This window comes from Nocardia coubleae NBRC 108252 (assembly GCF_001612805.1).
In the GTDB taxonomy this organism is placed as follows: Bacteria; Actinomycetota; Actinomycetes; order Mycobacteriales; family Mycobacteriaceae; genus Nocardia; species Nocardia coubleae.
The window spans coordinates 24,678-36,862 of record NZ_BDBD01000003.1; the positions used below are offsets into that span (position 1 = coordinate 24,678).

Below are 12,185 nucleotides of genomic sequence, written 5' to 3' on the forward strand. Positions count from 1 at the left end.
ATCCTATCGACCCCGGTTCGGCGCGGTTCGCCTCACCCGGATCGGCGCCACCGGTCGATCTCGCGGCCGACCTCGGTGACGGGCGGCTCGCGGTAGAGCCATTCGCGGGCCAGCAGGTGCCAGTTCGCGGTGGCCCGCAACTGGCCGAGGGTGGCGAAGGTGAACAGGTCGGCCCGGCGGGAGAACACGTGCTCCGGCGGCAGCAGCTGCCGGTGCATGCCGTGGAATTGCGACGAACGCGGGTCGACCGCGAGCAGCAGTGCGCCGGTGGCCAATTCGGGAGTGATGGTGACGTCCTCGTCCAGCAGGTGCCAGCCCGTGGCGGCCCACACGTAGGCCAGGCTCTCCTCGACCGACACCCCGGCGCTCGGGTCGATGATCCCCCGGTCGACCCACGCGGTGTACAGGTCCTCACCGCGTCCCTCGGCGGCCGCACGCAGCACGTCGCGCTCGAAATCGACATGCGCCGGGTCCATCTGCTTGTACAGGCCGAAGTCGACGAAGGCGAGCTTTCCGTCCGCGGCCAGCAGCATATTGCCCGGATGCGGGTCGCCGCAGAACTCGTTGTCGACGAACAGGCTGGAGATGTAGAACCGGTAGATCAGTTCGCCCAGGTGGTCGCGGTCGGCGTCGGGCAGCGTGCGCATGTGCGAAAAGGGTTGTGACTCGACGTATTCAGTGACGAGCACATTGTGCGAGCAGTGTTCGACGATCGCGTCGGGCACGGTGATGAACGGGTGTCCGCGATACCGCCGCGCCACCCGGTGCTGGGTGCGGGCCTCGCGTTCGTAGTCCAGTTCGCTGCGCAGATTGTCGGCGATCTCTTCGAGCACACCCGTATCGGCCATGCTCGGCAGCACGGATCTGCCCATCTTGCTGAGGAATTCGAGGTTGCCGATATCGGCGTGGACGGCGCGCTCCACCCCGGGATACTTCACCTTCACCGCGACCACGCGCCCGTCGCGCAGGGTGGCCCGGTGCACCTGACCGATCGACGCGGCCGCGATGGCGGTCTCGTCGAAGTCGGCGAAGACGCCGCCGAGCGGTCCGAGATCCTCCTCGATCACCGCACGCATGGTGGGGAACGCGACCGCGGGCGCCTTGTCCTGCAGTGCGGCCAACTGGGCGCGGAAATGTTCGCGATGTGATTCGGGAACGAAGTCGAGGTCGAGCACCGAGGCCATCTGCCCCAGCTTCATCGCCGACCCCTTCATGCTGCCGAGGACCGTGACGATCTGCTGCGCGGTCGTCATCGCCGAGCGCTCGGCCAGGACCTGTCTGGCCTCCTCGGTGCGACCGATCATCGACAGTCGTCTGCCGACCCCGCGCACCGCTTGGCCCGCGGCGAACTGTCCGAGCTTGGCGCCGCGCGCCACTCGGCCCCCAGGAATTCCAGCGGGCATAGCCACCCCGTTCACCGTATGTCGCCGGTCACGTTACACCGCGACGGCTGGACGCACGACCAGAAGACCACGGCGCCCGCGAAGACGCAGCCGCCGGGGTCCTCGGGAGCGGGTCTCTACACGCGTTCCTTGGAGCGGGTACGCACGCGCAGGGCGATCGGCTTGGAGGTCTCGGCGAAGAAGTCGTTGCCCTTGTCGTCGACGACGATGAAGGCAGGGAAGTCCTCGACGTCGATCTTCCAGACCGCCTCCATGCCGAGCTCGGGGTACTCGAGCACCTCGACGTTCTTGATGCAGTCGAGGGCCAGGCGCGCGGCCGGGCCGCCGATGGAACCGAGGTAGAAGCCGCCGTGTTCCTTGCACGCCTTGGTGACCTGGGCGGAGCGGTTGCCCTTGGCCAGCATGATCATCGAACCACCCGCCGCCTGGAACTGGTCGACGTAGGAATCCATGCGCCCGGCGGTGGTCGGACCGAACGAGCCGGAGGCGTAACCCTCGGGGGTCTTGGCCGGGCCCGCGTAGTAGACGGCCATGTCACGCAGGTACTGCGGCATCGGCTCGCCCGCGTCGAGGCGTTCCTTGATCTTGGCGTGCGCGATATCGCGGGCAACGACCAGCGGGCCGGTGAGCGAAAGCCGGGTCTTCACCGGGTATTTCGACAGCTCGGCGCGGATCTCGTCCATCGGGCGGTTCAGGTCGATCTGCACCACGTCGCCGCCGAGGATGTCCTCGGTCTGCTCCGGAAGGTACTGCGCCGGTTCGGTTTCCAGCTGCTCGAGGAAGATGCCGTCCTTGGTGATCTTGGCGAGGGCCTGGCGGTCGGCCGAGCACGACACCGCGATGGCGACCGGGCAGGAGGCGCCGTGGCGGGGCAGGCGCACCACGCGCACGTCGTGGCAGAAGTACTTGCCACCGAACTGGGCGCCGATACCGAACTCACGGGTGAGCTGGAAGACCTCTTCCTCCAGTTCGAGGTCGCGGAAGGCGTGACCGGTGATGGAACCTTCGGTCGGCAGGTTGTCCAGGTAGTGCGCCGAGGCGTATTTCGCTGTCTTCAAAGCGAATTCGGCGCTGGTGCCACCGATGACCACGGCCAGGTGGTACGGCGGGCAGGCCGCGGTGCCGAGGGAGCGGATCTTCTCGTCGAGGAACTCGAGCATGCGCTCGGGGTTCAGGACGGCCTTGGTCTCCTGGTACAGGAACGACTTGTTGGCCGAACCGCCACCCTTGGCCATGAACAGGAACTTGTAGACCGGGTTGTCGGCGTCACCCTCGGTGGAGTACAGCTCGATCTGGGCGGGCAGGTTGGAACCGGTGTTCTTCTCCTCCCACATGGTGATCGGCGCGAGCTGGGAGTAGCGCAGGTTGAGCCGGGAGTAGGCGTCGAACACGCCGCGGCTGATCCACTCGGCGTCGTCGGCGCCGGTGAGCACACCCTCGCTCTTCTTGCCCATCACGATCGCGGTGCCGGTGTCCTGGCACATCGGCAGCACGCCGCCCGCGGAGATGTTGAGGTTCTTGAGCAGGTCGAGCGCCACGAAACGGTCGTTGCCCGAGGACTCCGGGTCGTCGATGATCTTGCGCAGCTGCCGCAGGTGCGCGGGGCGCAGGTAGTGGCTGATGTCGTGGATCGCCGTCTCGGTGAGCAGGCGCAGGGCTTCTGGCTCTACCTGCAGGAAGGTGCGGCCGTTGTGCTCGAAGGTGCTGACCCCCTCGGTGGTCAGCAGACGGTACGGCGTGTCGTCCGCGCCGATCGGCAGCAGATCGGAATAGCGGAACTCCGGCGCGGTCACGGATCGCACTCCTTCAGGCAGGTGGGCAGAGCATCGCAGAGCCTATCCACCACCGGCCGCCGACCTGCGGATTAGGCAACCCTTACTCAACATAAAGAATGGTCGAGGTTGCACGTTCAACACAAACGGTGCTACCCATTCTCCCGGGCGGTGGTGGGCGTGCGCCGTTCAATCCGAAGCTTGCACCGGCGAATCTGGAGCTCGATCGTGACCGATCCACAGTGGCTCGATGATGTCGAAATGCGCGCCTGGCTGGGCTATGTCCGTACCCGCGACCTGATCGCCGCGGCGATCGGGCGTGACGCCGGCCGGGCGGCCAATCTCAGTTATGTCGAATATTCCGTGCTGGTGTACCTAGCGGACGCACCGGACCAGCGTTTGACCTTCGCTGACCTGGCGGGTGCGCTGGAATGGTCGCAGAGCCGACTCTCACACCAGATCACCCGCATGCAGAAGCGTGGGCTGGTGGTGCGCGAGACGATGCCGCACGATCAGCGCCGCACCGTCGCGCGGCTGACGAGCGCGGGCGGTCAGTTGCTCACCACGGCGGCTCCCGCCCATGTGCGCAGCGTGCGACGGCACATGATCGATGTGCTCGACCGCTCGCAACTGGCGGCACTCGCCGAGATCTACGACGTGCTGATCGACCACCACCGCAGTGCGGCAAGGGAACTCGGCACACGCGTAGCAGCGAAGGAGGCGACACCGGCCGCGGACATGGCGTGAGTCAGGACCCCGAACTTCCGCCGCCACCGCTCGAGTCGGGTCGCTGCCCGAGCCCGCCGCGCAGGACCGTTCCGCCCGCGACCGGTGCCCCGCGGTCGTAGACGTCGCCGGTGCTCGGCCGGAGGAAACTGCCCGCCGCCAGCACGATCGCGGCACCGACCGCCGGGTACACCAGCGTGTCGGTGTGCTTGTACCAGAACCGTTTGTAGCTCGCGTCGGACGTGTCGCACCGATCGTCGGCCACCCGTTTGTTGGTCGCCGTCTCCACGCAGACCCCCACCGAGGCCGGGCGGGCGGCGGTGCTGGTGGTGGCGGGCGCGGAGGTGGTGGCGCGCGGGGTGGTCACCGGCGGTCGGGTGGTGGTCGTCGGGCGCTGGGCCGAACCCGGCGCACTGCACCCGGCCGACACCAGCGCCACCGCGACCAAGGCGGGCAGGGTGAAAGTCACACTGCGCGACCGCATTACCCGAACATCCATGATCTCCCCCTCCGGCGACCGACAGGTCAACGCTCGACCATAGCGACCGGTCCCCGCCCGAACAACCCGTCCGGCCCTCGGCGAAATACCGCTTACCGCAAGACTTTTTCGGCGGTGTTCGCGGTGCGGGCCGTGTCGGGGATGCCGAGGGCGCGTTCGAAACCTTCCGGGACCACGATGTCGTCGCGGGTCAGGTCGGTGACCGAGGTCTTGCGCAGGCCGAGCAGGGCGGAGTCGATGCCGCCGCGCAGGATGTCGAGGACGTTCTCCACACCGGCCTGGCCGTTGGCGGCCAGACCCCACAGGTAGGCGCGGCCGATGAGGACCGCGCGGGCACCGAGGGCAACGGCCTTGACGACATCGCTGCCGCGCCGGATACCACCGTCGAGCAGGACCTCGATCTGGTCGCCCACGGCGTCGGCCAGCACCGGCAGGGCACGGATGGCGGCGGGGGTGCCGTCGAGGTTGTTGCCGCCGTGGTTGGACACCGAGATGCCCGCGACGCCGGCGTCGACCGCGCGCAGCGCGTCGTCTACTCGCATCACGCCCTTGAGCAGCACCGGGCCGTCCCACTGCGCGCAGATCCAGGCCACGTCGTCCCAGTCGGGAGCGGGTGTCTGCATCCATTCGCCGTAGGCGCCGAAGAAACCGGGCGCGGCGCCGCCGCCGACCGACATGTTGGGTGCGGTGAGATCGGGGATGGAACCCGAGCGCAGGTAGGTGGCCAGCCAGCGCGGGCGGGCGAGGGTCTGCGGTGCGAATTTCATCATGGTGCGCAGGTTCAGCGATTCGGGGATCTGCGGGCTGCCCCAGTCGCGACCGTGCGAGAAGGACCAGTCGAGGGTGAGGATCAGCCCGACCGCACCGGCGGTCTTCGCGCGTTCCATCCGTTCCAGGATCTGGTCCTTGCTGCCGCACCAGTACAGCTGGAAGAAGGTGGCTGGGTTGGCCGCGATCACCTCTTCGACCGGCTTGCTCGCGAACGAGCTGAGGCCCATGGCGATGCCGCGGGCGGCCGCGGCCCGCGCCACGGCGACCTCACCCTCGGGATGCACCGCCTGCACACCGGTCGGCGAGATCAGCACCGGCATCGAAACCTGTTGCCCCAGCACAGTTGTCGACTGGTCGCGGTCCCCGATGGGGCCCGCGCAGTGCGGTGCGAAACCGAGTTCGGTGAACGCGGTCTGGTTGTCCTCGATGGTCTGGCCCCGTTCGGAACCGGCGATCAGCGCGCCGTACACCGACTTCGGCAGCCGCTTGCGGGCGCGACGCTGCGCCTCGGCGACGGTCTCGAACCAGGGGTTCATCGACGTGGTCCTTCCTCGTTGTCACCCGGCCACCAGCGGCCCAGGTCGTGCAGGAGCGCGGCGGTCGCCGCACTCAGCAGTTCGGTGCCCGCGGCGGCATTCGCCCCGGTCGGGTCGCCGAGAATTCCGTTGTTGCTCACCGCGGCCACTCCGCCCGTGCGCAGCAGCGGCAGCACCTCGGCGAGCGGGCGGGTGTCGCCCGGTTCGGCCAGCTCGGTCCGCACCCGGTCGGGCGCGAGGGCGAGCTGGAGGGAGGTTTCGGTGTGGCCCGCGTGCGCGTCGCCGCCGTAGCCGGGGCAGAACAGGCGCACGTCGCGCGATTCCGAACGCAGGAGAGTGACCGCCCGGCGCAACGCCTCGACATTGCCGCCGTGGGCGTTGACCAGCACGATCCGCTCGAAAGTAGCGGTGGCCGAACGACACAGCTCCACCACGAGCAGCTCGAGCGCCGCCTGCCCGATCGACAGCGTGCCCGCGAATCCGGCGTGCTCACCGCTGGCGCCGTAGGGCACGGCGGGCGCGACGAGTACGTCGTGGCGAGCGGCGGCGGCCCGCGCGCACAGCGCCGAGGCGATGTCGAGATCGGTGGACAGCGGCAGGTGCGGTCCGTGCTGCTCGATGGCGCCCAGCGGCACCAGCAGGATCGACGCGCGACAGGCGTCGACCTCCGGCGATGTGAGCTGGGCCACGAACATGACCGAACATTAACGTCAGTCACTGACATAATCAAGACCGGACTCCACCCGGCGGCCCACTCCCTACGCTGTATCCATGTCAGCCCCGACCCAGCGCGGCCGCCCACCGCGCACCACGCGCCGCGCACTTGAACTCATAGCGATGCGCCTGTTCACCGAGCACGGCTTCGAGGAGGTGACCGTCGGGCAGATCGCGGCCGAGGCGGGCGTCAGCGAACGCACCTTCTTCCGCTACTTCCCGAGCAAGGGCGAGGTGCTGTGGCACCAGTTCGACGACGAGGTGGCCGACCTGCGCGCGGCCTTCGCCGCCGTCGCCGACGACGAGCCGATGATGACGGCGGTGCGGCGGATCGTGGTGGCGGCCAACAGGTATCGCGCCGAGGATATCCCCGAACTACGCACCAGGATGCGCCTGATCTCGGGAATCCCCGCACTGTCGGCGGGCGCGGGTGCGCACTACGACGCCTGGGAACGCGCGGTCGGCGAATTCGCCGCGCGCAGGCTCGGCACCAGCGCCGACGACCTGATCCCCCTGGCCGTCGGCCGCACCACCCTGGCCGCCGCCCGCGCGGCCTTCGACGCCTGGCTCGAACGCGGTGACGCCGATCTCACCGTGTACCTGGATCGGGCCCTGGCGGCGCTGGCTCGCGGCTTCACCCCGGATAGCCGGTTACCGGCAGGTTTGGACAGCACCATGGATGGGGTATGAGTAGGCTTCGGTCAACGTGTGCTGCGCGCACCTGGTGAAAACGTCGAAAGGGGCAGGAGCTTCCATGTCCGAGGTGTCAACGAGTCTTTCCGCGGATGCGCCACCGGCGCGCCCGGTGGACAACAACCTGCTCCCCCAGTTGGTCGAGCACCTCCGGCAGAACCGCACCGGCCTGCGTGAGGAATGGGCGCGGCGCATCACCGAGGCCGAACTGCTCACCGCGATGACCCCGGAGGAGATCTTCTCCGAGGCCACCTCCATGTACGACAACTACGTCGAGGTGCTGGTCACCGGTAGCGTCGAGGCCCTGCAGGCCTACGCCCGCGACCTGTCCGAGCGCATCATTCCCCGAGGCGTCGAGACCGACGAGGTCCTCGGAATCGTGCTGCTGCTGCGCGACGTGCTCGCCCGCTCGCTGTTCTCGAAGTACCAGTCCAACTTCGAGATGCTCAACCAGGTGCTCGACGCTTACGAGCCCGCCGCCAACCGCATCGCCAACACCGTGGGCGTGTCGTTCGTGCAGGAGCGCGAGCGCGTCATCAGCCGCCAGCAGGAAGCCATCCGCGAGCTGTCGACCCCGGTGCTGCAGGTGCGCGAGCAGCTGCTCATCCTGCCCATCATCGGTGTGCTCGACTCCCAGCGCGCCCGTCAGCTCACCGAGCAGCTGCTGCGCGCCATCCGGGCCAATCGCGCCAAGGTGGTCGTCATCGACATCACCGGTGTGCCCGCCATCGACTCCGTGGTCGCCAACCACCTCGTGCAGACCGTCGACGCCTCGGGCCTGATGGGCGCCAGCGTCATCATCACCGGTCTGTCCTCCGAGATCGCGCTCACCCTGGTGACCATCGGCCTCGACCTGTCCAAGATGAACGCGGTCGGCGACCTGCAGGGTGGTATCGAAGAGGCCGAGCGGCTGCTCGGGTACGAGGTCACCCGGGTCACCGAGCGGCTGAGCGAGCGGGACGGGCGCTAGCAGTCCGCCATGCCGGTACCCATCCTGAAACAGGGCACATTCCTGATCGCCTCGGTCCAGTCGGCGCTGACCGACGCCGACACCGAGCGGCTGCAGGACGATCTCATGACGCAGGTCAGCCGCTATCGCGCGACCGGCATCATCGTCGACGTCACGGCCATCGACGTGATGGATTCCTTCGCCGCCCGGTCGCTGCGCACCATCGCCCACATGACCCAGTTGCGCGGCGCGGAAACGGTGATCGTCGGTTTACAGCCCGAGGTCGCGTTCGCGATGGTGCAGCTCGGGCTCACCTTCGAGGACATGCAGACGGCCCTCGACCTCGAAGAAGGTCTCGCCTGGCTGAACCGTCACCCGCGCAGCCGACGAGATGGTCGTGACAGTGGCCGCTGAGCAGGTCGCGATCGCAGTCAAGGTGTCCGAGGACATCGTGACCGCACGCCAGGCCGGGCACGAGCTGGCGGCTCACCTCGGCTTCACCCTCACCGACCGCACCATGATCTCCACCGCCATCTCCGAAATCGCCCGCAACATCACCAGTTACGCGGGCAGTGGCGAGATCCGCCTGCTCGTCGACATCCGCGACGGCCGCCAGAGCCTCGTGGTCCAAGCCGAGGACCAGGGTCCCGGCATCCGCGACATTCCGCGCGCGCTCGAGGACGGGTACTCCACCGGGCGCGGCCTCGGACTCGGCCTGCCGGGCGCACGCAGGCTGATGGACGGCATCACCATCGATTCCGCCCCCGGCCGAGGGACGTTGATCGAAATGTGGAAGTGGGTACCCGACGGTGCATGAAGACGGGATCACCGGCCGCACGGAATGGTCGACGGCAGGCCGGGCACTACCCGGCCAGGACGTCTCCGGTGACCGTGGCGTCGTCCTCGACACCGGCGACGGCGGCGTGCTCTTCGGCGTGCTCGACGGTCTCGGCCACGGCGCCGCGGCCGCGGACGCGGCCGATCGCGCGACCCTCGTGCTGTCGGACAACCGCGGCGAACCACTGGATGTGCTGATGGTGCTGTGCCATCGGGCGATGGCCGAAACCCGCGGCGCCGCAATGTCTTTGGCGCTGATAGGGCCGGGCGACACCCTGCAATGGATCGGCGTGGGCAATGTGGAGTCGCGGCTGCTCACGCTCGGCCCGGCGGGCCCGGAGCTGCGGGCGACCATGCTGCTCACCGGCGGCATCGTCGGCTACCGCCTGCCCGCACATCTCCAGCCGCAGACCCTGCCGATCAAACAGGGCGACCTGCTGCTGATGGCCACCGACGGTCTCGTCACCGCCGACGCCGACAAGATCGACCTGGCCAGGCCCGCGGCCGCCATCGCGGGCGACCTGCTCGCCCGCGACGCCAAGGACACCGACGACGCGCTGGTCCTGGCGGCCCGGTTCCGGGGAGCAGGATCATGAGAGGGTGCCGATGAGTGCTGTCCTGGCCGCGTTCCTCGACGACTATTCGGCTGCCCTGCGCCGCCATGTCGCCGCGCCGGGCCAGACAGGCCTGAGCGAGGGCTACGACCTCGGCAGGCGCGCCCTCGTCGAGGGCATCAGTTTGCTCGATCTCACCGAGCACCACTTCCGCACCGTCGCCGAACTCGCGGGCAGCGAGGCGTATTCGCGCGGGGCGGAGGTGGCACTGGAATTCCTGCTGCAGACGATGGCCGCGCTCGACATCGCCACCCGGGGCTACCTCGACGGCACCAAGCGCTACGAGCAACAGCGTTCGCGCGCCGAGGATCTGGCGGGCCGCGACGCGTTCCGCACCGCGCTGGTCGAGTCGCTGCAGGACGGGTTCTTCGTCGCCGACGAGCACGGGACCATCGTCGAGGTGAACTCGGCGTTCGGGGTGCTCACCGGGTACGGGCCCGAGGAGGTGCCGTTCGCGCTGCCGCATCCGTGGGCACTGCACGATCGCAAGGGTTATCCCCAGATCGGTACCGAGGCCTCACGTTTCGTGATGCCGGTGCGGCATCGCGACGGCCGCGAACGCTGGCTCGCGGTGAGCGCGAGTTCGCTGGTGAAGCAGGAGAACAACGAGCGGATCTTCGTCGGCACGGTGCGCGACGTCACCGCCGAGCACGACGCGCAGGCCCGCGATCAGGCGGCCTCGCGACTGGCGACCGCGGTCGGCGCGGCCACCAGCATGGTGGAGGTCCTCGCCGTCGGGCTCGACGAATTGCGGCGGACGATGGGCGCGCGCACGGCACTCGTGGCGGTGTGGCCGAGCCGCACCGGTCGACCCGACCTCTACTCCTGCGGCGAGTCCCCCACCGCGGCGCAGGCCCCGCCGGAACCCGAATTCGTCTCCGCCAACGCCAGATTCGTCGCGACGCCGGTGCAGCAGCCGAGTTCGCGCGGTGAGGCTCCGGTGGTGCTCGACGAGCAGACCAACGAACTGCTCGACCGGGCGCGCAGGCAGTCCGCGCGCGGCCTGTCGGCCATCACCGGCGACGAGGGCGGCGTCGACGCCGTCGTGGCGCCGCTCGGTGAGACCGGCGACGCGGCGCTGTGGGTGCGCTTCGGCGCCCCGCGCGCGGTGAGTGCCGCCGACTGGGCGCTGTATTCGCTGCTGGTCGGCCATCTCAGTGTCGCGTTGCAACGTGCGCGCAACTTCGACCAGGCCCGTGCCACCTCGCTCACCCTGCAGCGTGCCATGCTCGGCCCGATCGAACTGCCGCCGCGGTTCTCGGTGCACTACGAACCGGCCCTGCCGCCGCTCGAGATCGGCGGCGACTGGTACGACGTGGTCCCGCTGCGCGACGGCACCATCGGTGTGGTCGTCGGCGACTGCGTCGGCCGAGGCCTGTCCGCTGCGGTGGTGATGGGCCAATTGCGCACTGCCGCACGGGCGCTGCTGCTGCGCGGCGCCGGACCCGCCCAGCTGCTCGCCGAACTCGACGCGGTCGCCGCCCGGATTCCCGGCGCCATGTGCACCACCGTGTGCGCCGCCGTGCTCGACCCCGAGCGCGGCGTGGTTCGCTACTCCAACGCCGGCCACATGCCGCCGATCCTGGCGGCTCCCGGTGGGCCGGGCCGGATCCTGGAAGGCGGGCGGGCGGTGCCGCTGGCCACCTTCGACACTCCGCGCCGTCCCGAGGCGACCACCGCGTTGCCCGCGGGCTCCTCGCTGGTGCTGTTCACCGACGGGCTGGTGGAACAGCGCGGCTACGACATCGAGGAGGGGTTCGTGAAGATCGCGGACGTCCTCAGCGAAACCGGCGGCGCGCTCCCCCGCGATGTGGCCGATGCCGTGCTGTCGCGGCTGTGCCCGCCCGCGGGCTACGACGACGACGTGGCGATGGTCGTCTACCGTCAGCCGCCGGAACCGCTGCACGTCGACATACCCGCCGCCGCAGTCGAATTGACCGGCCTGCGCCGCACCCTCTACCGCTGGTTCGCCACGGCCGCCGTGCCGCACGACCTGGCCGCCGACCTCGTGGCCGCCGCCAACGAGGCTTGTAGCAACAGCGTCGAACACGCCTACCGCGACACCGCACCCGGCCGGGTCGTCCTCACCGCGACCTGCGAGGGTGACCGGGTGGTCATCGAGGTCACCGACACCGGCCGCTGGGTGCCCACCCCCACCGATCCCGGCTATCGCGGCCGGGGTGTGGAGATGATGCGGGTACTCACCGAGGACCTGGAATTCACCCACGACGACAAAGGCACGCGCGTGCGCATGTGGGTGACGCTGCCCTCGATCACCTTCCCGACCGCGAACCCATTGCGCGCCTCGACGCGCCCGCCGGGAATGTCGTCGCTGAGCTCGTCCTGACAACTGTCAGCAAATGCGGAAAGGCACAGAGAAATTCCGTGCTGACACGTCTACCCGTTGCTTGTCGGAGCCAAACTCCATTGCTACGGTGATACCGCAGTCCCACACCGAGCCAGGTGTGCATCCGGATATCCAGCGATCATCTCGCGAATTCGTTGAGCTGCACAACCCTGATGACACCGACGCTGTCGGTGCCATCGCCGTGCAATTTTGCGGGACGATCCCCATCTCGAAGGAGAAACTGATGTCTGCAGCAGTCGGCGACCTGATCGACAGTATTTTGAAGATCATCGGGTCGATCCTCTGAACAACGATCCGTGAGTA

13 protein-coding genes are annotated in these 12,185 nt (G+C 68.7%); 8 read left to right on the plus strand and 5 right to left on the minus strand.

The window, feature by feature from the left end; all coding sequences use genetic code 11:
* Positions 1-32: 32 nt before the first annotated feature.
* A complete protein-coding gene (locus NCO8_RS01595) occupies positions 33-1,403 on the minus strand; it encodes an ABC1 kinase family protein (protein WP_067635794.1) in 1,371 nt (456 codons plus the stop codon).
* Positions 1,404-1,519: 116 nt separating this feature from the next.
* Positions 1,520-3,196: a fumarate hydratase gene (locus NCO8_RS01600; RefSeq protein ID WP_174550282.1), complete on the minus strand. Its 1,677-nt coding sequence runs from the start codon at positions 3,194-3,196 to the stop codon at positions 1,520-1,522.
* A gap of 207 nt (positions 3,197-3,403) precedes the next feature.
* On the opposite strand from NCO8_RS01600, the gene NCO8_RS01605 reads away from it, so the two are divergent.
* Positions 3,404-3,922 carry a MarR family winged helix-turn-helix transcriptional regulator gene (locus tag NCO8_RS01605; protein WP_245655200.1) on the plus strand — a complete coding sequence of 173 codons (519 nt, stop codon included), beginning with the start codon at positions 3,404-3,406 and terminating at the stop codon, positions 3,920-3,922.
* Between the two features lies 1 nt (position 3,923).
* Here the strand turns inward: NCO8_RS01605 and NCO8_RS01610 are convergent, their stop codons facing one another.
* The 3 genes from NCO8_RS01610 to mftE all read right to left on the minus strand — a co-directional run bounded on the left by NCO8_RS01610 (position 3,924) and on the right by mftE (position 6,402).
* Positions 3,924-4,400, minus strand: coding sequence for a hypothetical protein (locus tag NCO8_RS01610; protein ID WP_157104740.1), 477 nt, complete (start codon positions 4,398-4,400; stop codon positions 3,924-3,926).
* 92 nt (positions 4,401-4,492) lie between these two features.
* Positions 4,493-5,707, minus strand: coding sequence for a pre-mycofactocin synthase MftD (mftD, locus tag NCO8_RS01615; RefSeq protein WP_067635798.1), 1,215 nt, complete (start codon positions 5,705-5,707; stop codon positions 4,493-4,495).
* Entirely contained in the window at positions 5,704-6,402 is a 699-nt protein-coding gene (mftE, locus tag NCO8_RS01620) for a mycofactocin biosynthesis peptidyl-dipeptidase MftE (RefSeq protein ID WP_067635800.1), read from the minus strand. The genes mftD and mftE overlap by 4 nt, the downstream gene beginning before the upstream one ends.
* Before the next feature lie 76 nt (positions 6,403-6,478).
* On the opposite strand from mftE, the gene mftR reads away from it, so the two are divergent.
* The 7 genes from mftR to NCO8_RS31010 all read left to right on the plus strand — a co-directional run bounded on the left by mftR (position 6,479) and on the right by NCO8_RS31010 (position 12,168).
* Positions 6,479-7,111: a mycofactocin system transcriptional regulator MftR gene (gene mftR / locus NCO8_RS01625; protein ID WP_067635801.1), complete on the plus strand. Its 633-nt coding sequence runs from the start codon at positions 6,479-6,481 to the stop codon at positions 7,109-7,111.
* A 64-nt stretch (positions 7,112-7,175) separates the two neighbouring features.
* A complete protein-coding gene (locus NCO8_RS01630) occupies positions 7,176-8,084 on the plus strand; it encodes an STAS domain-containing protein (protein ID WP_067492043.1) in 909 nt (302 codons plus the stop codon).
* Positions 8,085-8,093: 9 nt separating this feature from the next.
* Positions 8,094-8,477 carry an STAS domain-containing protein gene (locus tag NCO8_RS01635; protein ID WP_067492042.1) on the plus strand — a complete coding sequence of 128 codons (384 nt, stop codon included), beginning with the start codon at positions 8,094-8,096 and terminating at the stop codon, positions 8,475-8,477.
* The gene (locus tag NCO8_RS01640; RefSeq protein WP_067492040.1) at positions 8,455-8,880 is read left to right on the plus strand and encodes an ATP-binding protein; all 426 of its coding nucleotides are present in this window, start codon (positions 8,455-8,457) and stop codon (positions 8,878-8,880) included. Before NCO8_RS01635 ends, NCO8_RS01640 begins: the two co-directional genes overlap by 23 nt.
* Entirely contained in the window at positions 8,873-9,496 is a 624-nt protein-coding gene (locus NCO8_RS01645; protein WP_067492038.1) for a SpoIIE family protein phosphatase, read from the plus strand. Before NCO8_RS01640 ends, NCO8_RS01645 begins: the two co-directional genes overlap by 8 nt.
* Before the next feature lie 10 nt (positions 9,497-9,506).
* Positions 9,507-11,861 carry a SpoIIE family protein phosphatase gene (locus tag NCO8_RS01650; protein ID WP_067635803.1) on the plus strand — a complete coding sequence of 785 codons (2,355 nt, stop codon included), beginning with the start codon at positions 9,507-9,509 and terminating at the stop codon, positions 11,859-11,861.
* Positions 11,862-11,874: 13 nt separating this feature from the next.
* Complete coding sequence (locus NCO8_RS31010; RefSeq protein WP_157104741.1) at positions 11,875-12,168, plus strand: hypothetical protein; 294 nt, start codon at positions 11,875-11,877, stop codon at positions 12,166-12,168.
* Positions 12,169-12,185 lie beyond the last annotated feature (17 nt).